This is a genomic window from Caulobacter sp. 10L414, from assembly GCF_056395525.1.
Window position 1 is genome coordinate 1 of the sequence record NZ_JBFTJR010000072.1, and the last position, 22,466, is coordinate 22,466.

Annotated in this window: 22 protein-coding genes; 12 read left to right on the top strand and 10 right to left on the bottom strand. The window is 70.7% G+C overall.

The window, feature by feature from the left end:
* Nucleotides 1-131: 131 nt before the first annotated feature.
* Nucleotides 132-1,040, top strand: coding sequence for a hypothetical protein (locus AC1DCG_RS21830; RefSeq protein ID WP_477031384.1), 909 nt, complete (start codon nt 132-134; stop codon nt 1,038-1,040).
* A 7-nt stretch (nt 1,041-1,047) separates the two neighbouring features.
* On the opposite strand, the gene AC1DCG_RS21835 is transcribed toward AC1DCG_RS21830, so the two are convergent.
* From AC1DCG_RS21835 to amaB, 3 genes are all read right to left on the bottom strand, one after another.
* Nucleotides 1,048-2,730 carry a Na+/H+ antiporter gene (locus AC1DCG_RS21835; protein ID WP_477031385.1) on the bottom strand — a complete coding sequence of 561 codons (1,683 nt, stop codon included), beginning with the start codon at nt 2,728-2,730 and terminating at the stop codon, nt 1,048-1,050.
* 57 nt (nt 2,731-2,787) lie between these two features.
* Entirely contained in the window at nt 2,788-3,702 is a 915-nt protein-coding gene (locus AC1DCG_RS21840) for a hypothetical protein (RefSeq protein ID WP_477031386.1), read from the bottom strand.
* A gap of 108 nt (nt 3,703-3,810) precedes the next feature.
* The gene (gene amaB, locus AC1DCG_RS21845; RefSeq protein ID WP_477031387.1) at nt 3,811-5,337 is read right to left on the bottom strand and encodes an L-piperidine-6-carboxylate dehydrogenase; all 1,527 of its coding nucleotides are present in this window, start codon (nt 5,335-5,337) and stop codon (nt 3,811-3,813) included.
* 127 nt (nt 5,338-5,464) lie between these two features.
* Between amaB and AC1DCG_RS21850 the strand changes: the two genes are divergently transcribed.
* The 5 genes from AC1DCG_RS21850 (at nt 5,465) to AC1DCG_RS21870 (ending at nt 9,416) form a co-directional block, all read left to right on the top strand.
* A complete protein-coding gene (locus AC1DCG_RS21850) occupies nt 5,465-6,370 on the top strand; it encodes a polyprenyl synthetase family protein (RefSeq protein ID WP_477041668.1) in 906 nt (301 codons plus the stop codon).
* A gap of 32 nt (nt 6,371-6,402) precedes the next feature.
* The gene (locus tag AC1DCG_RS21855; RefSeq protein ID WP_477041669.1) at nt 6,403-7,305 is read left to right on the top strand and encodes an ABC transporter ATP-binding protein; all 903 of its coding nucleotides are present in this window, start codon (nt 6,403-6,405) and stop codon (nt 7,303-7,305) included.
* On the top strand, nt 7,302-8,504 hold the full coding sequence (locus AC1DCG_RS21860) for an ABC transporter permease (RefSeq protein WP_477031389.1): 1,203 nt from the start codon (nt 7,302-7,304) through the stop codon (nt 8,502-8,504). Before AC1DCG_RS21855 ends, AC1DCG_RS21860 begins: the two co-directional genes overlap by 4 nt.
* A gap of 94 nt (nt 8,505-8,598) precedes the next feature.
* On the top strand, nt 8,599-9,072 hold the full coding sequence (locus tag AC1DCG_RS21865) for a sterol desaturase family protein (RefSeq protein WP_477031390.1): 474 nt from the start codon (nt 8,599-8,601) through the stop codon (nt 9,070-9,072).
* A complete protein-coding gene (locus AC1DCG_RS21870) occupies nt 9,072-9,416 on the top strand; it encodes a GlpM family protein (RefSeq protein WP_477031391.1) in 345 nt (114 codons plus the stop codon). The genes AC1DCG_RS21865 and AC1DCG_RS21870 overlap by 1 nt, the downstream gene beginning before the upstream one ends.
* Nucleotides 9,417-9,645: 229 nt before the next feature.
* Here the strand turns inward: AC1DCG_RS21870 and AC1DCG_RS21875 are convergent, their stop codons facing one another.
* Nucleotides 9,646-11,130: an amidohydrolase gene (locus AC1DCG_RS21875; protein ID WP_477031392.1), complete on the bottom strand. Its 1,485-nt coding sequence runs from the start codon at nt 11,128-11,130 to the stop codon at nt 9,646-9,648.
* 250 nt (nt 11,131-11,380) lie between these two features.
* Here AC1DCG_RS21875 and AC1DCG_RS21880 point away from each other — a divergent pair, with 250 nt between their 5' ends.
* Nucleotides 11,381-12,010 carry a hypothetical protein gene (locus AC1DCG_RS21880; protein WP_477031393.1) on the top strand — a complete coding sequence of 210 codons (630 nt, stop codon included), beginning with the start codon at nt 11,381-11,383 and terminating at the stop codon, nt 12,008-12,010.
* A 10-nt stretch (nt 12,011-12,020) separates the two neighbouring features.
* Here the strand turns inward: AC1DCG_RS21880 and AC1DCG_RS21885 are convergent, their stop codons facing one another.
* Nucleotides 12,021-13,043, bottom strand: a complete 1,023-nt coding sequence (locus AC1DCG_RS21885; protein WP_477031394.1) for a FecR family protein — start codon at nt 13,041-13,043, stop codon at nt 12,021-12,023.
* Complete coding sequence (locus tag AC1DCG_RS21890) at nt 13,006-13,524, bottom strand: RNA polymerase sigma factor (RefSeq protein ID WP_477031395.1); 519 nt, start codon at nt 13,522-13,524, stop codon at nt 13,006-13,008. The genes AC1DCG_RS21885 and AC1DCG_RS21890 overlap by 38 nt, the downstream gene beginning before the upstream one ends.
* 363 nt (nt 13,525-13,887) lie before the next feature.
* Here AC1DCG_RS21890 and AC1DCG_RS21895 point away from each other — a divergent pair, with 363 nt between their 5' ends.
* From AC1DCG_RS21895 to AC1DCG_RS21915, 5 genes are all read left to right on the top strand, one after another.
* Nucleotides 13,888-16,341 carry a TonB-dependent receptor gene (locus AC1DCG_RS21895; protein ID WP_477031396.1) on the top strand — a complete coding sequence of 818 codons (2,454 nt, stop codon included), beginning with the start codon at nt 13,888-13,890 and terminating at the stop codon, nt 16,339-16,341.
* Between the two features lie 85 nt (nt 16,342-16,426).
* The gene (locus tag AC1DCG_RS21900; RefSeq protein WP_477031397.1) at nt 16,427-16,609 is read left to right on the top strand and encodes a hypothetical protein; all 183 of its coding nucleotides are present in this window, start codon (nt 16,427-16,429) and stop codon (nt 16,607-16,609) included.
* 87 nt (nt 16,610-16,696) lie between these two features.
* Nucleotides 16,697-18,148: an NCS1 family nucleobase:cation symporter-1 gene (locus AC1DCG_RS21905; protein WP_477031398.1), complete on the top strand. Its 1,452-nt coding sequence runs from the start codon at nt 16,697-16,699 to the stop codon at nt 18,146-18,148.
* 51 nt (nt 18,149-18,199) lie between these two features.
* Nucleotides 18,200-18,538: a GIY-YIG nuclease family protein gene (locus tag AC1DCG_RS21910; protein WP_477031399.1), complete on the top strand. Its 339-nt coding sequence runs from the start codon at nt 18,200-18,202 to the stop codon at nt 18,536-18,538.
* Complete coding sequence (locus tag AC1DCG_RS21915) at nt 18,535-19,080, top strand: DUF2239 family protein (RefSeq protein ID WP_477031400.1); 546 nt, start codon at nt 18,535-18,537, stop codon at nt 19,078-19,080. The genes AC1DCG_RS21910 and AC1DCG_RS21915 overlap by 4 nt, the downstream gene beginning before the upstream one ends.
* Nucleotides 19,081-19,246: 166 nt before the next feature.
* On the opposite strand, the gene AC1DCG_RS21920 is transcribed toward AC1DCG_RS21915, so the two are convergent.
* From AC1DCG_RS21920 to AC1DCG_RS21935, 4 genes are all read right to left on the bottom strand, one after another.
* Complete coding sequence (locus AC1DCG_RS21920) at nt 19,247-20,263, bottom strand: ThuA domain-containing protein (RefSeq protein WP_477031401.1); 1,017 nt, start codon at nt 20,261-20,263, stop codon at nt 19,247-19,249.
* Between the two features lie 4 nt (nt 20,264-20,267).
* On the bottom strand, nt 20,268-20,666 hold the full coding sequence (locus tag AC1DCG_RS21925; protein WP_165262287.1) for a VOC family protein: 399 nt from the start codon (nt 20,664-20,666) through the stop codon (nt 20,268-20,270).
* A gap of 62 nt (nt 20,667-20,728) precedes the next feature.
* Nucleotides 20,729-20,977 (bottom strand): hypothetical protein, encoded by a 249-nt coding sequence (locus AC1DCG_RS21930; protein WP_477031402.1) that lies wholly within the window; start codon nt 20,975-20,977, stop codon nt 20,729-20,731.
* A gap of 26 nt (nt 20,978-21,003) precedes the next feature.
* On the bottom strand, nt 21,004-21,834 hold the full coding sequence (locus AC1DCG_RS21935; RefSeq protein ID WP_477031403.1) for a flagellin: 831 nt from the start codon (nt 21,832-21,834) through the stop codon (nt 21,004-21,006).
* Nucleotides 21,835-22,466 lie beyond the last annotated feature (632 nt).

The window sequence follows — 22,466 nt, forward strand, 5'->3', positions numbered from 1 at the left end:
TCCCCCTCCGGCCCTCCGGGCCACCTCCCCCAGAGGGGGGGAGGATCTTGGTCTCTCCCCCTCCGATAACATTGATCTTGCTTGTCGCTTCGTGGTTGTGTTGCCCCTCGATGCTTCGGGGGGAGGGGACCATGAAGACGATCCATTGGGCCGGCCGCGGGATGGCCGTGCTCTGCCTGGCCGCCGCGCTGGGGCTGGGGACCGCGCAGGCGCAGATCGCGGCCCCGGCTCCGCCGTTGCAGGACGGCGTGGTGACCTTCTCGCCGCCGGCGACGCCCGTCCCCCAGCCGGCGCCCGACGCCGGCGGCCTGACCGGCGAGGCCCAGGATCGCGCCGAGGCGGCCGATCTTTCGGAGCTCGAATACGAGACCATCTTCCGCATCCTGTTCGGCGTGCTGGCCATCGCCGTGGTGCTGGAGTCGGCGCTGGCGGTGCTGTTCGGCTGGCGGGTGTTCCAGAACCATTTCAGCAGCCGTGGCCTGCGCACGCCGGTGGCCGTGATCGTCGGCTGGCTGGTGGCCCACGGCCTGAAGTTCGACGTCGTCGCCTCGCTGTACCAGGCCCTCTACGGCGGGCAGGGCGAGGTCTCGCCGCTCGGCGGGCTGGGCGTCTTCATCACCGGCCTCGTTCTGGCGGGCGGCAGCGCCGGGGTGAACAACATCCTTCGCGCCCTGGGCTTTCGGCGGATCGGTCCGGCCGAGGGCGCGACGCCGCGCCCGGCCGCCACCGAGGCCTGGTTCAGCGTCACCCTGCAGCGCAAGGACGCCGTCGGTCCGGTGCAGGTGCTGCTGGTGGGCGATGCAGGGCCGGCCGTGCTGGTGGGCATGATCACCGGCAAGACCCCGCCGCCGCCTTGGGCGGCCGACTTCGTCTCCAACGACGTGCGGTTCCCGCCGGTGGCCGGCCATGTGCTGAGCCCGGGAGTGACCTACACCCTGCGCCTCGTCGCCGCCGACAAGGCCGGCGCCCCGATCCAGAAGGACTGGGGGCCGTTCACGCCGGGCGCCGGCGCGATCATCGACGTCGCCCTGACCCTCTAGCCGCCGGTCAGACCCGCAGGCGCGCTTCGGCCAGGTCGAGCTCGCGGGTCAGCCTGGCCTGGATCGCGCCGTCCACGGCGCGCTGGCGCAGCAGTCCGTGCAGGGCCTGGCGCTCGGCCTGCACGGCCGCCAGCCTGACTTCCTTTTCGAAGGCGCGGCCGCGACGGGCGGCGATGGCCACCTCGCCGGTCTGGGTCAGGCCGTCCAGGCGGTCGCGATAGACGTCGACGATCCGGGCCGAGGCGGTCTGGAAGTCGGCGTCGGCGGCGTGCGGCGAGGACGCCTGAAGGCGCTCGATGGCGTTGACGGCGGCGATGGCCAGGGTGGCCCGCGCCTGTTCGGCCGCCTCCAGCCCCGCCGTCTCGGGCGGCAGCTGCAGGTTCTTCATCAGCAGCGGCAGGGCGATGCTGGAGATCAGCAGCGACAGCACGATCACGCCCGCCGCCAGGAAGATGGCGAGATCGCGGGCCGGAAAGGCCTCGCCCGCCGCGGTGACCAGCGGCAGGGTCAGCACGCCGGCCAGGGTGATGGCGCCGCGCGCGCCGGCGCAGGCCGTGGCGGTGATGATCTTCCAGTCCGGGCTGGCGCGGTCCTCGCCCCGTCGGCGGGCGCGCAGCAGGGTCAGCTTCAGCGAGCCCCACACCCAGGCGAAGCGCAGCACGCCCAGGCTCAGGGTGATGGCCACGACGTAGATCGCCAGCCACCAGGGCTCGTGGTGGCCGGTCGTGCGGACGGTCTCGACCGCTCCGGCCAGGATCGACGGCAACTGCTCGCCCAGCAGCACGAAGATCACGCCGTTGGCGGTGAACTGCAGGGTGTCCCAGACCATGTTGCGGCGGACGCGCGTGGCGGCCACGGTCTGGCGGGCGACTTCCGAGAAGCTCATGGCCACGCCGGCGGCGACGGCCGCCAGGATGCCCGAAGCGTGCACCTTTTCGGCCAGCAGGTAGGCGGCGAACGGGATCAGCAGGCTGACCAGGGTCTGGGGACCGGCGTCCTCGGCCCCGGCGCGGGTCAGCCAGGCGTTGAGGGTGGTGACGACCAGGGTGGTGACCACGCCGATGGCGACGCCGGCCAGGGCGACCCAGGCGAAGTTCAGCACGGCCTCGTGCAGGACGAAGCTGCCGGTCAGGGCCGCGGCGATGGCGAAGCGCAGGCAAACCAGGCCCGAGGCGTCGTTCAGCAGCGACTCGCCCTCGAGGATGTGCATCAGCCGCTTGGGGATCGGCACGCGCTGGGCGATGGCCGAGACGGCGATCGGGTCGGTTGGCGAGATCACCGCGGCCAGGGCGAAGGCCACGGCCAGCGGCATGGCCGGGATCATCCAGTGGATCAGCAGGCCGACGCCGACCACCGTCAGCACCACCAGCCCCAGCGCCAGTTCCAGGATGATCGGCAAGTCCTTGAAGAACTCGTCCTTGGGAATGCGCCAGCCGTCGAGGAACAGCAGCGGCGGCAGGAACAGCAGGAAAAACAGGTGCGGGTCGAGCGAGACTGGCGTCTTGGTGACCATCGCGATCAGCGCGCCCAAGCCGATCTGCACCAGGGGGGCGGGCACGGCCAGGGGGAGGAACCGGGCGGCCGCGCCGCTCAGTACGACGGCGGCCAGAAGGGCCAGGACGATCTCGACAGTCTGCACGCTCACCTCACGACCATTGAAGTGGCGGTTACCGTAGGGTGATGCGTCCATGGATGCGACCCATAAAGGCCCCCGCCGCCGATTGCGGGACGGGGGCCAGGATGGACGTCAGGCGTCGACCGCCTCGCGCGCCGAGGTCGACGCGCCCAGGCCGGCGTTGATCGCCGCGGCGTAGTCGGCCGGCGTCGGCCCGCCGGAGGGCTCGGTCGAGAAGATGCCGCCGCTGTTCCACAGGAAGCCGCCGGTGATCCCCGAGCCGGCCAGCTGCGAGAACGCCTGCTGGATGGACGAGGGCCCTTCGCCCTCGGCGCCTTCGACCGCATAGCCGGGCACGATGAAGGCGTAGGGGTCGCTCACGCCCGTGTTGGCCGTCTGCTGCACGGCCTGGGCCCACTGGAGGGGGTTGTTGTTGGCGCCGCCGGCGTAGCACTGCAGGTTCATCCACTTGACGATCTGCTGGCTGTTGTTCTGGGCGTAGACGTCGGCCAGGCAGCCGGTCCAGAAGCTCGACTGCATGTAGGGGCAGTAGGTGGCGTAGAGGCCCAGGGAGCCGACATCGAGCGTCAGGGTGACGATCATCTTCTGGGTTTCGTCGCCATAGACGCCCTCGTAGTCGAAATCGACGCCGGTGATCCCGAAGGTCGACTGCAGGACGGCCAGGTTGGCCTTCACCTGCTCGCGCGCGCCCAGCCAGGCGGTGAAGTCGCTGGTGGTGCCCCAGGCGCCGACCGAGACCAGCAGGTCGCGCACGCTGCCGCCGCTCATCAGCTGCTTGACCAGGGCCGGATAGTCCGGATTGACGCCGCTGGAGCCGTCGGTGGCGTACTGGATCTGGCCCTTGCTGACGAACAGCGTGTTGTTCAGGTAGAGGTCGCCGCCGTCGTGGATGTGGATCGACCACAGGATGACGGTGGTGATCCCCTGGTTCAGCTGCTGGGCCTGCGTGGCGTAGGGCACGGGCGGCGTGGGATAGCCGTCCTGGAACAGGCCGTTGCCGTAGATCGCGATGGGATAGGCCGACATGACGTTTGCCTCCGGCTCGGGAGTGAGCGGGCGCACGCTATGGCCGATTACAACTACAGGATGTGATTTTCTTCACTCTCGCAAAAAGTTTTCAAGGCCAGGCTTGCCTCAAAGGTCGAACCGCACGCCCTGGGCCAGGGGCAGGGCGCCGGAATAGTTCACGGTCGCGGTCTGCCGGCGCATGTACTGCTTCCAGGCGTCCGAACCGCTCTCGCGGCCGCCGCCCGTTTCCTTCTCGCCGCCGAACGCCCCGCCGATCTCGGCGCCGGACGGGCCGATGTTGACGTTGGCGATGCCGCAGTCGCTGCCCCAGGGGCCCATGAACGCCTCGGCCTCGCGCACGTCGTTGGTCATCACGCAGGACGACAGGCCCTGGGGGACGTCGTTCTGCATCGCCACCGCGTCCTCGAACTCGGCATAGGGCACGACGTAGAGCAGGGGCGCGAAGGTCTCGCGGGCCATGCCGGCGGTCGGCGCGGGCAGGCGGGCCAGGGCCGGGCGGACGTAGAACGCCTCGGGGGCCTCGGCCTCGCGCAGCCGCTCGCCGCCGACGACCCGCGCGCCGTCGCTCCGGGCCTGGTCGAGGGCGTGGACGAAGGCCTCGTACGAGGCCTTGTCGACCAGCGGGCCCAGCAGCACGCCGTCCTGGCGCGGGTCGCCGGCCGGCAGGCGCGCGAAGGCCGCCTCGACGGCGTCGCCGACCTTGTCGACCAGGCTCTCGTGTACGATCAGCCGGCGCAGGGACGTGCAGCGCTGGCCGGCGGTGCCGGCGGCCGAGAACACGATGGCGCGCAGGGCCAGCGACAGGTCGGCGCTGGGCGTGACGATCATGGCGTTGTTGCCGCCCAGCTCCAGGATCGAGCGGCCGAAGCGTTCGGCGACAACAGGGGCCAGGGCCTTGCCCATGCGGGTCGAGCCGGTGGCGCTGACCAGCGGGATGCGCGGATCGCGAGCCAGCCGCTCGCCGGCGTCGCGGCCGCCCAGCACCACCGAGGACAGGCCGGCGGGGGCTTCGTCGCCGAAGCGGGCGATGGCGCGGTCCAGCAGGGCCTGGGTCGCCAGGGCCGTCAGCGGCGTCTTCTCCGACGGTTTCCAGATCACCGGATCGCCGCAGGCCAGCGCCAGGCACGCGTTCCACGCCCACACCGCCACCGGGAAGTTGAAGGCGCTGATCACCGCGACCGGTCCCAGCGGATGCCAGGTCTCGCGCATGGCGTGGCCGGGGCGTTCGGAGGCGATGGTCAGGCCGTGCAACTGGCGCGACAGGCCGACGGCGAAGTCGCAGATGTCGATCATCTCCTGCACCTCGCCGGCGCCTTCGGAGGCGATCTTGCCCGCCTCCAGCGTCACCAGGGCGGCCAGGTCGGCCTTGGCCGCCCGCAGTTCCTCGCCCAGCAGGCGGACCAGTTCGCCCCGACGCGGCGCCGGAACGCAGCGCCAGGCGCGGAAGGCGCGGGCGGCCCCCGCGACCTTGGCCTCGATGGCCTTGGCGTCGTCGAAGGCGACGTGGGCCAGCACCGAACCGTCGATCGGCGTGCGCACGGCGGTTCCGCCGTCGGCGGACAGGCCGGTCACGCCCAGGCGGGCCAGGATCTCGCGGGCGTGGTCGGCGGGAGAGGGCAGGGGCTTGGACATGCCGCCATGGACGCGCCGCCAGCGGCCGGGGTCAAGAGCCGCCGGGCGCCCGCTCGGGTTGACGCCGCGACGGGGCGCCTTCAAATGACTCGCCCGCGGAGGGGCGGGGGAGGCATCGACTCGCGAGATGGACGACCAGGTCGCCTTGCATCAGGGATTGCTGCCGCRGATCGAGGCCTTGAGGGCGCGCGTCGATCGCCGCCTGGCCGAGCTGGCCCCGGCGCCGGGAACCGCGCCCGACCGCCTCGTCGAAGCCGTCCGCTATTCGCTGCTGGCCCCGGGCAAGCGCTTCCGTCCGATGCTGACCCTGCTGGCCGCCGAGGCGTTCGGCGCCGACGAGGGCGCGGCGCTCGACGCGGCCTGCGCCTTCGAGATGATCCACGCCGCCTCGCTGATCCTCGACGACCTGCCGGCCATGGACGATGCGGGCCTGCGTCGCGGCCTGCCGACCATCCATCGCGCTTTCGACGAGGCCACCGCCATTCTCGCGGGCGTGGGCCTGCTGAACCAGGCCTATGCCGTCATCGCCGCCGACAAGGGGCTTTCGGGCGACCTGCGCGCCGAGGTCTGCGCTCGCGCCGCCGACGCCGTGGGCTTCATGGGTCTGGTGGCCGGCCAGGCCCGCGACCTGCTCGACCGCGATCAGCTGCGCGACATGGCCGCCATCGACCGGCTGAACCACGAGAAGACCGGCGTCCTGATCATCGCCGCCGCCCAGGTCGGCGCCCTGATCGGTGGCGCTGACGCGGCCGCCGTCGAGCAGGTGGGCGAGTTCGCCCGCCGGGTGGGCCTGGCCTTCCAGATCCGCGACGACATCATCGACGCCGAGGGCTCGGTCGAGGCGGCCGGCAAGGACGTCGGCCAGGACGCGTCGATGACCACGGCCGTCTCGCGCCTGGGCCTGTCGGGCGCCCGCGCGGCCGTGGAGGCGCATCTCGCCGCGGCGGAGGCGGCCCTGGCCGCGGCCGGCGGCGGCGGGCTGCTGGGCGCCTAYGCCGGACGGCTRTTCGCCGCGCGCAAGGCGGCGGCGTGAATCCAGAGCCTATTCTGAAGGCTGAAGGCGTTGTGCGGTCCTATGGCGAGCGGCGCGTCCTCAAGGGCGTCGACCTGTCGCTGCGGCCCGGCGAGATCTACGCCCTCCTGGGACACAACGGGGCGGGCAAGACCACCTTGGTGCGGGCCATCTGCGGCCGTCTGCGGCCCGACGTCGGCAGCGTGCTGCTGAACGGCGCCGATCCGGCCCGCGTGCCTGCCGCCCGCGCCGGCCTTGGCCTCGTCCCGCAGGAGATCGCCCTCTACGCCAACCTGTCGGTGCGCGAGAACATCGAGACCTTCGCCACGCTGGCCGGCGTGCCGCGCGCGCAGATCCCCGCCGCCGTGCGCAGGGCCATGGAGCTGACCCGTACGCTCGATCGCGCGAGTGCGCCGGTGCGCACCCTGTCGGGCGGCTTTCAGCGCCGGGCCAACATCGCCGCGGCCATCGTCCACCAGCCGACCCTGCTGATCCTCGACGAGCCCACGGTCGGCGTCGACATCGACGCCCGCGAGGCCGTCGACACGGTGATCCGCGACCTGCGCGACCTGGGCGTGGCGGTGCTGATCGTCACCCACGACCTCGACCAGGCCGGGGCCCTGGCCGATCGCGTCGGCTTCCTGCGCGACGGCGCCATGGTGCTGGAGGGCGAGCCCCGCGCTCTGGTGGCCGAAGCCTTCGGCGACCAGATGGAGATCCTCGTGCATCTCGCGCAAGGCCTCGACATGGCCGGCGAGATCCACCTGGCCGCCGAGGGCCTGGAGCCCACCCGCCGTCCGGGCGTCTGGACGCGGCTCGACAGCGGCGGCTACGGCGCGGCGGGCAAGCTGGATACGCGCCTGCGGCAGCTGGGCCTGGCCCCCCGCGAGATCCGCGTGCGCCAGCCGTCGCTGGCCAACCTGTTCAGCCTCGTGGCCGAGCGGAAGGCCGCATGAGGGCGCGTCTGGCCATGTCGCTGGCGATGATGCGGGTCATGGCGCTGGAGCTGTGGCGCGACCGCGCGGCCCTGGTCATGACCTTCCTGCTGCCGCCGCTGGTGTTCCTGATCTTCTCGTCGGTGTTCGCCGGAACCTCGGGCGACAACCTGCAGCCCAAGCTGGCGGTCGCGGACCTGGCCCGCACCGACGCCTCGCGCCGGGTCGCCGCGGCCCTGCTGAAGAGCGCCGACCTGCGCGCCGAGACCGCGCCCGACGCCGCGACGGTGCGCGCGCGGGTCAAGTCCGGCCAGGTCGACGCGGGCCTCGTGATCCGCGCCGATCCCGCCGCGCCTGGCAAGCCGTTCCTGATCGTCGCCGACCCGTCGCGGGCCGTGGCCGCGCCGCTGGCCCAGGCCCGCACCCAGCAGGCCCTGGCCGCCGCCGCGCCCGATGCGGCCCTGCGCCGTTCGATCGACTCCGTCGCGCCGGCCCTAGGCGAGCTGACCCCCGTGCAGTCGGCCCGCATCGACGCCGCCGCCGAGCAGCTGCGCGAAAAGCCCCAGGCCGTGAAGGACGACCTGTTCGACCGCCAGGAGATCGCCGGCGCCCGCAAGGGCGGGGCGGTGATCGCCTATTATGCCGGCGCGGTGATGATCCTGTTTGCTTTGTTCTCGGCCATGCAGGGGGCTCTGTCGCTGATGGAGGAGCGCCGCGCCGGCGTCGCCGACCGCCTGCTGGCGGGCGTGGCCGGCATGGGGCCGGTGGTCACCGGCAAGTTCCTGTTCCTGACCGCCCAGGCCATCGTCCAGGCGGTGATGATCTTCGTGGTCGCGCAGGGCGTCTACGGCGTCGAGGCGCTGCAGCATTTCGGGCTGTGGCTGCCCACCACCCTAGCGGCCGGCGTCTGTTCGGCGGGCCTGGCGCTGGGCCTGGTCAGCCTGTGCCGCACGCGCGACCAGGCCCAGATGCTGTCGACCTTCGTGATCCTGGTGCTGGCGGCCGTGGGCGGCAGCATGGCGCCGCGCTTCCTGATGCCCGCCTGGCTGCAGAATCTCGGCTGGTTCACGCCCCACGCCTGGGTGATCGACGCCTATCAGGCCGTGCTGTGGCGCGACGCGGGGATCGCGGCGGTGTATAAGGCCTGGCTGGTGCTGGCCGCCATCGGCGCGGCGGGCCTCATCGTGGCCCAGGTCCTGTCGCGCGATCCGCAGCGATAGGGCGCGGCGTTTGCGCTAGGACTTTGCGCTAGGACAAAGACGGGAGCCCAAGACCCGACGCAGTCAGGTCGAAGGCTCTGGAGTTAGAGAAGCGATGGTCACCTTCGGTCTCAAGGTCGCCCTGTTCCTGGCGGCCTTCGCCTTCATGGAAGGCTTCGCCTGGTTCACCCACAAGTACGTCATGCACGGCTTCGGGTGGGTCTGGCACCGCTCGCACCACGAGCCGCGCCACGGCGCCTTCGAGCTGAACGACCTGTTCGCGGTGGTGTTCGCCGCCCCGGCCATCGTCGCCATCTATTTCGGGACCAACGGCCTGCCGTGGCTGCTGCCGGTGGGCCTGGGGATCACCGCCTACGGGGCGGTCTACTTCATCTTCCACGACGGCATGGTGCATCAGCGCTTCAAGGTTCCTCTGGGCAAGTCGGCCTACTGGAAGCGCCTGATCCAGGCCCACCGCATCCATCACGCCGTGCACACCAAGGAGGGCGCGGTGTCGTTCGGCTTCCTGCTGGCCCGGCCGGTGCGCGAACTGAAGGCCAAGCTGAAGGCGCGGGGCGTCCAGGCCTGATGCCGCCGCTGCTTGTCGAGATTCTCTGGAAGGGCCTGCTGGGCGGCCTCGTCACCGCCCTGATCGTGCTGGCCTCGAAGAAGGGAAACGTGCTGCCCGGCATCCTGCCGCTGGCCCCGACCTTCGCGATCATCGCCCTGCTGGCCGTCGGCTCCAAGGGCGAGGCGGGCGGCTTTCGCACCGCGTGCCTGGCCGGCGCCAAGACCATTCCGGCCTATCTCGTCTTCCTGGGCGTGTCGTGGCTGCTGGTCGACCGCGTCGACTATCGCCTGGCCATTCTCGGCGGGCTGGCCGCCTGGCTGGTCGCGGCCCTGGCGATCTTCCTGGCGCCGAAGCTGCTGTGAGCGGGGCGGGGAAAGACCGCTCCAACCAGCCCCAAAAACAGTCGTCATCCCGGAAAGCGCGCAGCGCTTATCCGGGACCCAGGGGACTGGGCGCGGCGCTTGGGTTCACTACCCCGGCGTTGGCCTGTGCCGTGCGCCTGCCCCTGGGTCCCGGCTCTTCGCTTCGCTACGGCCGGGATGACGAGCTGTGAGTATACGGGAGCGGCGCAACCGCTCCCGTCCGGCTAGCTTATTCCGCGCCGCCGGCCTTGCGGTAGTCGAGCGGCGGCTTGCGATCGCCGACCATGGCCTTGTACTGGAAGCCGTCGCCGCGGCGGGCGTTCAGCTCGGTCTTGGCGTCGGCGATCAGCTTGGGGTTCATGAACAGCTCGGCGCCGGTGATCGACAGGGTCTTGGCCGCCACGGCTGCGCCCTTGAGGCCGATCGACGAACCCGCCGCCGCCACGTTCTGCCAGCTGTGGCCGGCCGAGCCCGGGACGAAGGTCGCCGTCGACAGGCCCACGGTCGGCGTCACCCACGAGATGTCCGACACGTCGGTCGAGCCGCCGACGCCGCCCTTGGTGTCGGCCGGGGCGTAGGACTGGATCTTGCCCACCGAGGCCAGGTCGCCGCCACCGCCGTTCAGGCTCTTGGCCAAAGTCTTGGCGAACTCGGTCTCTTCCGGCGTCCAGGTGATGCCGCCGACGCTGGTCAGGCTGTCGTGCATCACCTTGCCCAGCACGTCGTTGGGCAGCAGGTTGTAGACGCCGCCGGTCTGTTCGAACTCGACCGTCGTCTCGGTGGCCATGGCCGCGCCGTCGGCGGCCTTCTTGATGCGGTCCATGACGCTGACCACGATCTTCGGGTCGGAGTTGCGGACGTAGTAGTAGACCTCGGCGAAGTCCGGCACGACGTTCGGCGCCTTGCCGCCGTTGGTGATCACGTAGTGGATGCGGGTGCCGTCGGGGATGTGTTCGCGCATGAAGTTGGCGGCGGTGTCCAGCACCTCCACGCCGTCCAGCGCCGAGCGGCCGGCCCACGGCGCGCCCGAGGCGTGCGACGACTTCCCGCGGAAGCGGAACTTGCCGCTGATGTTGGCCATCGAGGTGCCCTGGCGGGCCGAGTTCTCGTTGCCCGGGTGCCAGTGCAGCGTCACGTCGACGTCGTTGAACAGGCCTTCGCGCACCATGTAGACCTTGCCCGAACCGCCTTCTTCGGCCGGGGTGCCGTAGACGCGGATCTCGCCCTGCACCTTGTTCTGGATCATCCACTCCTTGAGGGCGACCGCGCCGGCCACCGAGGCCGCGCCGAACAGGTTGTGGCCGCAGCCGTGGCCGTTGTCGGTCTCGGGACGCGGGGTCTTGGTCGGGGCGGCGGCCTGCGACAGGCCCGGCAGGGCGTCGAACTCGGCCAGGATGGCGATCACCGGGCCCTTGCCCTGCTTGAAGCTGGCGACGAAGGCGGTCGGCTCGTCGGCCACGCCCGCGTTCACCGTGAAGCCGGCGGTCTTCAGCTGCTCCTGCAGCACGTTCGAGCTCTTGGTCTCAAGATAGCCCAGCTCGGCGAAGTCCCAGATCTTCAGGGCCGCTTCGTTCATCTGCGGGGTGTAGGCGTCGACGTTCGCCTTCAGCTGGGTCTTCTGCGCGGCGTTCAGCGGCGCGGCGATGGCGCTGCTGGCCATCAGCATGGAAACGCCAACCAGCCCGGCGGCGGCGGTCTTGAGGATCGAAGTCACGAAAAGCCTCCCTGCGAACGGCGCGAACGGCGCCGCTGTCAGTAGTCATGACGCAGGCCGGAGGCGGTTCCTCAACCGGGGAGGGGAGAAAGTGGGCGCGCGCCCGCCCAACTTCCCGTCACTCCCGCCCGGGAACCGGGGGCCTCGACCCGCTCCCGATGCAACCTCAGTGGGCAGGCGCCGTCAGTGCACGCAAGGGGTGGCTTCCGGGCATTGGCCGGCGTAGCGTCGCCACAGGTCGGGAGGGGACATGTCGGGTCACTGGATAGGCGGATTGGCGGCCGCGATGGTCGCATCGACGGTCGCAGCGCCTGTGGCGTCCAGCGAGGCCCTGGCTTCCACCGGGGCGACCGCGATCGTTGGCAAATTCAAACGAAGCGGCGCCGGCCTGGCCTGTGTGTTCACGCTCAGGGACGGCGTGACCATGGACGATGTGGACGCCCTCGGCGCGGACGGCCCCTGCATGCGCACGGGCCCCGTCGTTCTGGGACTAGCGCGGAAAGAGGCCGAAGCAGTCCTCGGTCGCCCGCTGACCACGATCGAGGACCGCGGGGACGCCGTATTTATCTATCCGCTGACATGGAGCGGCGCCCCCGAGGCAAGCGACCTGCTCGCCTACGCGGCAGTGGCTTACGACACGAAAGACCAGGTAAAGCTTCTCCAGCTGTCGGGCGAAAAGGCGCCGTCGGCGGGTGACTGGGCGTTCTCCGCCGTTCGCCTGGGCGACCCGGACACCGCGGTTGTCGCCTCTCTGGGAGAGCCGTTCTCGCGCTCGCCGGTGGCGGACAACGGGGCTGAACTCTGGTCCTACAGCCCGTGGGCGTTCAGCTTCGAGATCAAGAACGGGAAGGTGACCTCGATCCGGCTGTCAGCCTCTTGAAGCCGCGCCCTTACGGCGCGACCAGGACGATCTCGCCGGCCTGGCCCGTCTTCACCTTGGCCGCGCCATAGGCGCTGAGCGCGTCGACGAAGCCCGCGACATCGCCGGTCTTGAAGCGGCCGCTCATCGGCGTGGCGGCCACGCGCGGCGAGTCGATGCGGATCTTGCGCACCGAATAGCGGTTCAGTTCGCCGACGATGTCGGCCAGCGGCTGGTTGTCGAAGGTGACGCTGCCGTCGCGCCAGCTGGTCAGGGCGGCCACGTCGGCGGCGGCCACGGCCCAGGTCGAGCCCGCCTGCTGCTCCAGGCGCGAGCCCGGCAGCAGGTCGACGCTGTTGTGGGCGGCCGGATCGGCGACGCGGATCTTGCCTTCCAGCAGGCTGACCGACCACTTGCCCGGATCGATGCGGACGTTGAAGGCCGTGCCCAGCGCCGTGACCGTGCGGCCGTCGGCGGTGACCACGAAGGGCCGGTGGGGGTTCTTGGCGACCTGGAAGAAGGCCTCGCCGCGATCCAGGGTCAGGGCGCGGCGCGCGCCCATCTCGGTGACGCGCAGCACCGAGTCGGTCGACAGGGTGGCGATCGAGCCGTCGGCCAGGGTGATGACCTTCTGCTCGCCCACGCCGGTGCGATAGACGACCTGGGCCGTCTGGGCGGGGGCGACGGCCGGCGCATGGTCCGACGGCGCGGTGGCCAGCCACAGGGCCGTGCCGAAGCCGCCGGCCGTGACCAGGGCGGCGAGCGCCGCGGCCCAGCGCATCTGCGGGCGGGCGCGGCGCTTCTGGTCGGCGGCCAGGTCGGCCTTCAGGCGGGCGCGGGCGGCGAGGATCTCGGGTTCGTTCGACAGCGAGCCCAGGCGAGCCCAGGCGTCCGACGCCGAGGCGTAGGCGTCCTTGTTGGCCGGATCGGCCTTCAGCCAGGAATCGAAGTCACGCCGCAGTCCCAGGTCGTTCGGCCGATGCTGCAGGCGCGCGACCCATTCCGCGGCGTCCGGTTCACCGGAAGAAGCCAGGTTTGGGACGGTGTGGCGCATCGTGTTCCTGCAGGCGGCTCGTCAGGTGCTTGAGAGCCTTGGCGACATGTTTTTCGACCGCGCTGACGGAGAGTCCCAGTTGAGCGGCCGCCGCCTTGTAACTCATGCCTTCAAATCGGACGAGCATGAATGCAGCGCGTGTCCTTAAGGGAAGGTCACCGAGGGCGGCCGCGGCGACGGCGGCCTGCTCCTTGGCCTGGAGAATACGGTCCGGCGAAAGCTCGTCGAGGGGGTGGTGAACCTCCTCCAGTTCGCAGTGGGCCTGGCGTTTGCGCACCGTGTCGCGGCGACGGCGGTCCAGCAGGACGTTGGTGGCGGTCTGGAAAATGAAGCTGCCGAGATTGGCCACCTCGCCGCCGTCACGGCGGTTATGCAGTCGAAGAAGCACTTCCTGCACGAGGTCGTCGACCTCGCCGCCTTCCACTCTTCGGCGGAAAAAAGCCTTCAGGGCCTGCTGGTAGGGCAGGGAAGCATGGGCCAAGCCCTCGCCTCCACGCGCTCCAGCGGCAAGATTCGCCAGCGCCATTCGTCGTCCCCGACACAACGAGTCTTTTTTGTTGCGTTCATTCGTCAGCAGCGTGACGGCGCGGTCAACCCACACTCTCGCACTTGCCGTCGGGGCGCCCCGCCTGCCAGATTATCAGGCAGAGTCTTCCGCATGGTCCCCCTGGGCCGGGCGAGGGGACCGGATCGCCGGTCAACGGCGACGAGGGGACTGGCCTTGGCGAACGCAGCAGTGAAGGAAGGGGCGCTGCCGCGTACTGGAGCCCCGGGGGTATTGCACACACGTCATCGCCGCTGCGCGCTCGCAGGTTGGCTGGCCCTCGCCGCGTTCGCGACCCCCGTGGTCGCGGCCGCCGCGCCGCGCCGGGTCGACATCGCCGCCGGCACGCCGATGGCCAGGGCCCTGAACGCCTTTTCCGCCCAGACCGACATCGAGATCCTGTTCAATCCGGCCCTGGTCACCGGCCTTCGCGCCCCGCGCGTGCGCGGCCAGCTGGAGGCCGATGAGGCCTTGGATCGCCTGCTGGCCGGTTCGGGTTTGGTGGCCAGGCGTCACGGGGGGCGGCTGCTGATCGAGCGCGGCGTCCCCGAGCGTGCGTCGCCCAGGGCCGCGCCGCCTGCCCCGGTGGTCGCCGCCGAGATCGACGCGGTGATGGTCACGGCCCTGCGCCGGGCCACGGCCGAGCAGAACACCCCGCTGTCGATCCGCGTGATCAGCGGCGAGGCCCTGACCGCCAATGGAGCGGTGACCTTCGAGCGCGTGGCCCAGCGCCTGCCGGGCCTGACCCTGACCAGCACGGGCGTCGGCCGGATGCGCATGACGCTGCGCGGCGTCTACGGTTCGGGCGAGGCGACCACGGCCCTTTACTACAACGACATTCCGGTCTCGGGCCCCAGCGGCACGACGGCCGACCCCGGCGGCTCGTTCCCCGACCTGCTGCTGGTCGACATCGATCGGCTGGAGGTGCTGCGCGGCCCGCAGGGCACGCTCTACGGCTCCAGCGCCATGGGCGGGGCGGTGAAGGTGGGCTTCAATCGCGCCGATCCCTCGCGCGACCAGCTGGGCCTGGAGGTCGAGGGCGGGGTGGTCGGCGGCGAGGCCGGCGGGGCGGTGACCGCCGTGGCCAACAAGGCCTTCGCCGACGATCGCGCGGCCGTGCGCCTGACCGCCTATCGCCGCGACGAGGCGGCCTTCGCCGACAACGCGCGCCTGGGCCTGCAGGGCGTCAACGCCGGGCGCACGGTCGGCGGACGCCTCGCCGCCGTCTGGCGACCGACCGAGGCGATGCGCTTCGACCTGCTGCTGGCCGGCCAGGATTCGCGGCTGAACGACACCGGCGCCGGCGCGCCCGGCGAGCCCTCGCACGTGTCGCGCAACTTCGTCCGCACGCCCTTCGACAGCGAGGTCTGGTTCGGCGCGCTGTCGATGGAGTCCAAGCTCGCCGGCGCGCGCTTCTCGGCCTCGCTGGCCCACTACCAATGGAACAACACCCGCCAGATTGACTACACCGGCACCCTGCAGTCCGAGCGCGGCAGCGCCGCCGGCTGCGCCCGCTGGCTGGCCCTGGGAACGGGGCTGGCGTGCAGCGCGGGCCAGATGGGCGCCTACGCCTCCTATGTCGACAGCCGCACGCCGGGCCTGCTGTACCAGCCCATCGACCTGACGGCCGACGTGCGCGAGGCGCGCCTGGCCTCCGACCATGACGGCGCGCTGCAATGGACCGTCGGCGTGTTCTCCGAGACCCGCAGCGACACGATCGACAGCCAGGTCCGCGTCGCCGATCCCACGACGGGCAGGCCGATCGACGCGGCGGGCTTCACCGGCCGGCGCATCGTCGACACCCGCCTCGACCAGGTGGCGGTCTACGGCGAGGCGACCCTGGCGGTCGACGACCGCTCCGACGTCACCATCGGCGCGCGCCGCTTCTCCTACGACAAGAAGACCGTCGGCGAGGTGCTGGTGGTCAACGTCATCTCCGACACCTCCGGCGGCAACTTCCGCAACCGGGTCGAGGAGGACGGCTGGAGCGTCAAGGGCCTGGTCTCGCGCCGCTTCACCCCGCGCGTGATGGGCTACATGCAGGTCTCGCAGGGGTTCCGGCCGGGCGGCATCAACACCGCGCCGGGCCTGCCGGCCGCGCTGCAGGCCTATGGCTCCGACACGCTGTGGAACCGCGAGCTGGGCCTCAAGTCGCGCTGGCTGGCCGGGCGGCTGTCGGCGAACCTGGCGCTCTACAGCATCGACTGGCGCGACATGCAGTACTCGGCCACCAGCGAGAACGGCGCCTTCGCCTTCGTCACCAATCTGGGCCGGGCGCGCATCGACGGCGCCGAGTTCGACATGACCTGGAGCCGGGGCGGCTCGAAGATCGGGTTCAACTTCGCCGCCACCGAGGCCGTCCTGACCCAGGACCAGACCACCGGCGCCATGGCGGGCCTGGGCCGCAAGGGCGACCACCTGCCGGCCGTGCCCCGCACCGCCTTCACCCTTTGGGGCGAGACCCGTCGCGAGCTGGCCGGCGGCGCGACGCTGATCCTGGGCGGTTCGGCCGCCTATGTCGGCGAGTCCCGCTCGACCTTCGAGTCGGTCAGTCCCGGCGCGGGCCGCGACCTGGGCGGCGTCACCCTGATCGACGGCCGGGCGGCGATCGAGGTCGGCCGGCGCTCGGTGGGGGTGTTCGTCGAGAACCTGCTCGACTCCGACGCGCCGCTGTTCATCACCGCCGGCCGCCTGCCGCAGTCGTTCTCGCCCCAGCCCCGCCGCGTGGGGATGAGCCTGCGTTTCGCCTACTGAGCGAATTTCTCGCCTTTGCGGCGAGCCATGTTAACCTTCCGCCACGCGCCCGTCAGAGGCGCTCGATCGTCAGGGAGGTTCAGCCATGGCCCACGCCATGCGTGTTTCCGCGCGTCCCGTGTTCTTCAGGAAGTGCGACGTCAACAAGCCCGAAGGCTCCGAGCTGCGCCACGCCGGCCCCTGCATCCAGTGGGATCGCGTGGGCATCGTGGCCCTGGTGCTGCTGTTCGGCGCGGGCCTTGCGACCTGTGCCTACGCAGCGTTCTAGAAACCTTCCGCGACCGGCGTTTTCCAAGGTGACGGCCTGTCCCTCGCCGCGCATGCTCGTGTCTTGAGTGCGGGCTCGGGGGAGCGCATGAGCGACGAAAGCGGAAACCTCTGGAACGAGGACCTGGCGCCGACGACGGCGGCCCAGCGCACCTGGCGCGCCCGCCACTTCGCGGCCCTGTGGCTGGGCATGGTCATCGCCGTGCCCGCCTACATGCTGGCCGCGGGGCTGGTGGAGCAGGGGATGTCGGCGGGGCAGGCGGTCTGGGCCGTGCTGCTGGGCAACCTGATCGTCCTCGCGCCGATGCTGCTGATCGGCCATGCGGGCGCGCGCCACGGCGTGCCCTACGCGGTGCTGGCGCGCGCCTCGTTCGGCTGGCGCGGCGCGCGCCTGCCCGCGCTCGCCCGGGCCATCGTCGCCTGCGGCTGGTACGGCATCCAGACCTGGATCGGCGGCGGCGCGCTGCTGACCCTGCTGGGCGTCATGGTCGGCGCCAGGCTCGACGGCCCGCCGGTCCCGCTGCTGGGCATCGGCGTCGGCCAGCTTCTGGCCTTCCTGGCGTTCTGGCTGATCCAGCTGGCCTTCGTCACCAAGGGGCTGGAGACCGTCCGCAAGCTCGAGACCTGGACCGCGCCGATCAAGGTGGTGGTCTGCGTCGCCCTGGTCTGGTGGGCGCTGTCCAAGGCCGGCGGCCTGGGACCCATCCTGCACGAGCCTTCGGCCTACGATCCCGGCGGCCCCAAGGCCGGCCGCTTCTGGGCCGACTTCGGCCCGGCGGTGACGGCCATGACCGGCTACTGGGCGACCCTGGCGCTGAACATTCCCGACTTCACCCGCTTCGCCCGCAGCCAGAAGGACCAGATCCTGGGCCAGGCCCTGGGCCTGCCCGGGCCCATGGCCCTGCTGGCGGCGATGAGCGTCGTCGTCACCTCGGCCACGGTGCTGATCTTCGGCAAGGCGATCTGGGACCCGGTGGCCCTGTCGGGCGACATCGGCGGGATCGCCGTGCTGGTGGGTCTGGTGATCATCAGCCTCGACACCGTCTCCTGCAACATCGCCGCCAACCTGGTGGGGCCGGCCTACGACTTCGCCGCCCTCTGGCCCAAGCGGATCACCTATCGCATCGGCGGCTGGATCACCGCCGGGATCGGGGTGCTGATCATGCCCTGGAAGCTGCTGGAGAGCACCGCCGGCTACATCTTCGTGTGGCTGACGGGCTACGGCGCGCTGCTGGGGCCGATCGCCGGCATCCTGATCGTCGACTACTGGATCCTGCGCCGCACGGTCCTGGACGTGCCCGCCCTCTACGACCGCGCCGGCGCCTACACCTACGAGAGCGGCTGGAACCCGGCGGCGCTGATCGCCTTCGCCGTCGGGGTCGCGCCCAACCTGCCGGGCTTCCTGCACGCGGCCGCCCCGCACGCCTTCGCCGGGATCGGCCAGCCCTGGACCACGATCTACCAGTATGCCTGGTTCGTCGGCGCTCTCCTGGCCGGAGCGCTGTACGGCCTGCTGATGCGCGGAAAAACACCCGGGTAATATTGACTCTATAAATAGCCCGGGTAAAAAGCCGCCAGCAAGGAGGCGGCCATGAACCCGCGCAAGGCGCTGCTGCGCGCCTACAAGGAAGAAAAGCCCACGCCCGGCGTCTACGCCGTGCGCTGCGAGCGCACCGGCCAGGCCTTCGTCGGCGGGACCGAGAACGTCGCGACGCGCAGGAACGGCGTCTGGTTCAGCCTCAGGCTGGGCTCGCACCCCAACGCCCGCCTGCAGGGCGCCTGGAACGCCCATGGCGAGGCGAGCTTCGCCTTCGAGGTGCTGGAGACGATCGACGACGAGGGCCTGGAGCCGAAGGGCAGGGCGCTGCGTCTCGCCGATCGCCGCAGGCGCTGGTGCGAAACCCTGAACGCGGTAGACCTCGTCCGATGACCTATGCCCTGTTCGAATCCGGCGCCCGCCTCGCCGCCGGCGACAAGCTCGCCGTCGCCCTGGTCGCCCAGGCGGTGGTGATTGAACGTCCCGGCGCCCCGATCCTGATCTTCGATCCCGACGGCCGGCAGGTGGATTTCGACCTGCGCGGTTCGCCCGAAGACCTGGCCGCACGCCTGGCGCCGGCCGGGCCCGAACCCGAGGCCCCGCGCGGCCGTGGCCGCCCCAAGCTGGGCGTCGTCGCCCGCGAGGTCACCCTGCTGCCCCGCCACTGGGACTGGCTGGCCAGCCAGCCCGGCGGCGCGTCGGTGGTCCTGCGCAAGCTGGTCGAGGCCGCCCGTCGCGAAGCCGAGGCCCCCGACCGCCAGCGCCGCGCCCGCGACGCCGCCTACCGCTTCGCCAGCGCCGCCGCCGGCGACGCCCCGGGCTTCGAGGCCGCCATGCGGGCGCTCTATGCGGGCGATCGGGAAGGGTTCGAGGCCGGCCTGGCGCAATGGCCGGCCGACGTGGCCGCGCATGCGCGGGCGCTGGCCGAGTTCTAGACCCTTCTCCCCTTGCGGGAGAAGGTGGCGGCCGAAGGCCGACGGATGAGGGGTCTCTCAGAAATTTGGTGCGCCCAGCCTATCTGCCGCTCGCGGTTGATAGGGCCATCGACCCCTCACCCAACCTCCCTTCGGGAGGCCACCCTCTCCCGCAGGGGGAGAGGGATCAGGACGACGTCTTCGCCCTGACCTCCGCCAGCAGCGGCCCATACGCCGCCTCGAACCTCGTCCGATCCGCTTCCGGCTTGCCCGGATAGACCTCGCGCAGCGCCGCGATCCGGGGCGCGACGCCCAGCAGCCACGCCTCGTCCTTCACCCGCGCCAGCCTGGGCTCGACATCCGCCTCTCCGGCATAGACCAGCAGCGCCCGCAGCTGGTCGATCGCCTGCTCGCGCGGGTTGGGCGTCGCATCGCCGCGGGCTTTCCAGGCCGTCCACCGCACCGCCCGCACGATCTGCTCGGCGAAGCGCGGATCGGCCCAGGTGGCTTCGTTGTGGCCCAGGTTGGTGAAGAACAGGCGGCCGTTGCCGACGCTCCGCACCCAGCTCACCGGCACTGCGTAGGGCCGCTTCAGCGGCGTGCCCGAATAGTCCAGGCTCTGGATCACCCGCACGGCGGCCGGATCGAAGCGCTTGTATTGATAGATCTCTTCCACCAGGTCGACGCTGCGGCCCCAGGGCGCGGCCAGGGGATGGTTGTCGATGGCCTTGACCCGAACCTTCTGGTCCTCGGTCCAGGGATGGCCGGCGAACTGGCCGCCCACGAAGCGCGTGTAGTCGAGGCCCGGCCCCTCATAGTCCCAGGCCGTGTCGGCGGCGCTGTGCAGGCCCACGAACCCCAGCTTGCCGGCCGCGAACCGCTGCTGCACGGCCGCCCAGGCTTCCGGCGAAACCGGCAGGGCGCCGGTGGTGTAGAACACCAGTACGTCCACGTCCTTCAGGCGCTCGGGCGTGATCTCGCGGGCGTCCTGCGTCACCTGCGTCTCGAAGGCGCCGCTGGCCTTGCCGATGGCGATCATCGCCGCCTCCGACGGCGCGAGGCCCTCGGCGGGCCGGGTCACCGGTCGATGGCGCCAGCCGACCGACTGGTCGAGATAGAGCACGCGGATCGGCGCTTCCGCGGCGCAGGCTGCGCCGGTCGCCAGTGAGAAGACGATCGCGGCGAGAGCCAGCAGGGCGCGCATGGGCTCAGGCCTTGCCGCCGCGCGGCTGCAGCAGGTCCCAGCGGTTGCCGTAGAGGTCCTCGAACACCGCCACGCTGCCATAGGCCTCGTGGCGCGGCTCCTCGAGGAAATTCACGCCGGCCGCGCTGAGGCGGGCATGGTCGCCATCGAAGTCGTCGGTGTGCAGGAACAGCCAGACCCGGCCGCCGCCCTGGCCGCCGATCATCGCGGCCTGGCGCTCGTCGGCCGCCTTTGCCAGCAGGAAGCGCGAGCCGCCCGGACCCGGCGAGACCACCACCCAGCGCTTGCCCGCGCCCAGCTCGCTGTCCTCGACCAGGTCAAAGCCCATCTTGCCGACATAGAAGGCCAGGGCCTCGTCATAGTCACGAACGAGCAGGGACAGGAGGGCGAGATGCTGGGCCATGGCGACTCACGCTGCGGATCGAAAAGGGGGAGCGTGGGATAATGACCGCGCCCCGGTCGTTGTCATCGCCGTTCCTCGCCCGCGGCGTAGCGGTTCATGTCGGCCAGGGCCGCCTCGAAGGCCGCGCGGATCTCCGTCTGGCTGAACCCCTGATCCCAAAGCTCTGTCATCAGGGTGTTGATGACGTGGTCGAGGGGCGCGCCCTGTTCCGGATAGGGATTGGCCAGATGGTAACCGGCGCAGACCTCGGCGAACCGCGCAGTCGCGTTGATCGCGCCGAAATGGATCTGCTCCCGCTCGTCCAGGTCCATGCCGTCCTCCCGCCAGGTCGGAAGGCTCAGCCCCCGAACAGCTTGAGTATATAGCTCGGCGCGGCGTTGGCGATCGACAGCGACCTGATGGCCAGCTGCTGCTTGATCTGCAGGGCCTGCAGCCGGGTCGCCTCCTGGGCCATGTCGGCGTCGATCAGGCGGCCGACCGAGGCCTCCAGGGTGTCCTGCAGCTTGTCGATGAAGGTCAGGTGGGTGTCGAGGCCGTTGGCCTGGGTGCCCAGCCGCGACAGGGCCGAGGTGACGTTCTGCATGGCCGTGTCCATGGCCTTGATGTCGGTCGAGGAGGGGGCCGTCAGCAGGTCGGCGCGCATGCCGGCCAGGGCCGCGCCGCCCGTCGACAGGTCCACGTGGTCGACATCGATGGTCTGGTCGGCCTTGGCGTTGGCCAGGGCGCGGATGTTGCCGTTGGTTCCGGCCGAGATCAGGTTCACGCCGTTGAAGCTGGCGTTCTCGACCGCGCGGTCGATCTGCTTGCGCAGCGAGACATAGTCGTCGTTCAAGAGCTTGCGGCTGGCGGTGGTCAGGCTGGGATCCGACGCGGCCAGCATCTTCTGCTTCATCTGGTCGAGCAGGTCGGTGACCGTGTCGCCGGCCGCCAGGGCCACGTCCACCGTCGACTGGCCGCGCTGCAGCGAGGCGCGCACGGCGTCCAGCGACTTGGCCTCGGCTGACTGCATCTTGGCGGTGGCCCAGACGGCGGGGTTATCCTTGGGGGATGAGATCTTCAGGCCGGTCGCGATACGGCGCAGCGTCGTCGCCAGATCACGATTGATCGTGTTCAGCGACTGCAGGGCGATCATCGCCCCGACGTTCGTGTTGATGCTGTTGTGCGGCATCGACCCGTTGTTCCCGGTGCGGCCTTCTGGCCAAGGGCGCGTTTTGCGTCCGAAGCGCAGCTATGCACGCGTTGCGTTAGCAGAACGTTAGGGGACGCGTAAAAAGCGCCATTCGGAAACGCCTCTCCCATAAGGAGAGATCCTCCCCCTCTGGGGGAAGTGGCCCAGAGGGCCGGAGGGGGGACGTTTTCAGCTTCCCGGACGCATGGGATCGCCCTCCAAACCCTCTCCCGGAGGGGAGAGGGAGGGGCCCATCGCCTTGCGATGGGAGGGTGAGGGGTGACGGCGCCTGACGTCGTGCCGGCACGCCGTCTTCGGTCCCTAACCCCTCATCCGACCTGCTTCGCAGGCTGTCTTCTCCCTCCAGGGAGAAGGATCAGGAAGGCGGACGGGGATAGAGCAGCGTGGATCCCCGACGTTCGTCGAAAAGAGTTCCACGAACTCAACGCTCTACAACTTTCTCAGCCAAATCAATCAGACGCRCCGAAACCCGGGTCATAATCAAAGCCGTCCCCGCCATGGGGAGGGCTCTTGGTACCGGCCCAAGCGTGGCGAGGACCGCATCGAGCGGGGCCGCAAGAAGGTCTCGGGAAGGCGGGACAGGGTCTGTTCGTGGATAGATCCGGGGCCCT

Excerpts from the sequence above, each read along its gene's own strand:
- AC1DCG_RS21935 (WP_477031403.1), bottom strand. The coding sequence starts at position 21,834 with ATGCCGCACAACAGCATCAACACGAACGTCGGGGCGATGATCGCCCTG.
- AC1DCG_RS21865 (WP_477031390.1), top strand. The coding sequence starts at position 8,599 with ATGGTCACCTTCGGTCTCAAGGTCGCCCTGTTCCTGGCGGCCTTCGCC.
- AC1DCG_RS21885 (WP_477031394.1), bottom strand. The coding sequence starts at position 13,043 with ATGCGCCACACCGTCCCAAACCTGGCTTCTTCCGGTGAACCGGACGCC.
- AC1DCG_RS21900 (WP_477031397.1), top strand. The coding sequence starts at position 16,427 with ATGGCCCACGCCATGCGTGTTTCCGCGCGTCCCGTGTTCTTCAGGAAG.
- AC1DCG_RS21835 (WP_477031385.1), bottom strand. The coding sequence starts at position 2,730 with ATGGACGCATCACCCTACGGTAACCGCCACTTCAATGGTCGTGAGGTG.
- AC1DCG_RS21860 (WP_477031389.1), top strand. The coding sequence starts at position 7,302 with ATGAGGGCGCGTCTGGCCATGTCGCTGGCGATGATGCGGGTCATGGCG.
- AC1DCG_RS21910 (WP_477031399.1), top strand. The coding sequence starts at position 18,200 with ATGAACCCGCGCAAGGCGCTGCTGCGCGCCTACAAGGAAGAAAAGCCC.
- AC1DCG_RS21915 (WP_477031400.1), top strand. The coding sequence starts at position 18,535 with ATGACCTATGCCCTGTTCGAATCCGGCGCCCGCCTCGCCGCCGGCGAC.
- amaB (WP_477031387.1), bottom strand. The coding sequence starts at position 5,337 with ATGTCCAAGCCCCTGCCCTCTCCCGCCGACCACGCCCGCGAGATCCTG.
- AC1DCG_RS21830 (WP_477031384.1), top strand. The coding sequence starts at position 132 with ATGAAGACGATCCATTGGGCCGGCCGCGGGATGGCCGTGCTCTGCCTG.
- AC1DCG_RS21870 (WP_477031391.1), top strand. The coding sequence starts at position 9,072 with ATGCCGCCGCTGCTTGTCGAGATTCTCTGGAAGGGCCTGCTGGGCGGC.
- AC1DCG_RS21880 (WP_477031393.1), top strand. The coding sequence starts at position 11,381 with ATGTCGGGTCACTGGATAGGCGGATTGGCGGCCGCGATGGTCGCATCG.
- AC1DCG_RS21925 (WP_165262287.1), bottom strand. The coding sequence starts at position 20,666 with ATGGCCCAGCATCTCGCCCTCCTGTCCCTGCTCGTTCGTGACTATGAC.
- AC1DCG_RS21905 (WP_477031398.1), top strand. The coding sequence starts at position 16,697 with ATGAGCGACGAAAGCGGAAACCTCTGGAACGAGGACCTGGCGCCGACG.
- AC1DCG_RS21930 (WP_477031402.1), bottom strand. The coding sequence starts at position 20,977 with ATGGACCTGGACGAGCGGGAGCAGATCCATTTCGGCGCGATCAACGCG.
- AC1DCG_RS21920 (WP_477031401.1), bottom strand. The coding sequence starts at position 20,263 with ATGCGCGCCCTGCTGGCTCTCGCCGCGATCGTCTTCTCACTGGCGACC.
- AC1DCG_RS21840 (WP_477031386.1), bottom strand. The coding sequence starts at position 3,702 with ATGTCGGCCTATCCCATCGCGATCTACGGCAACGGCCTGTTCCAGGAC.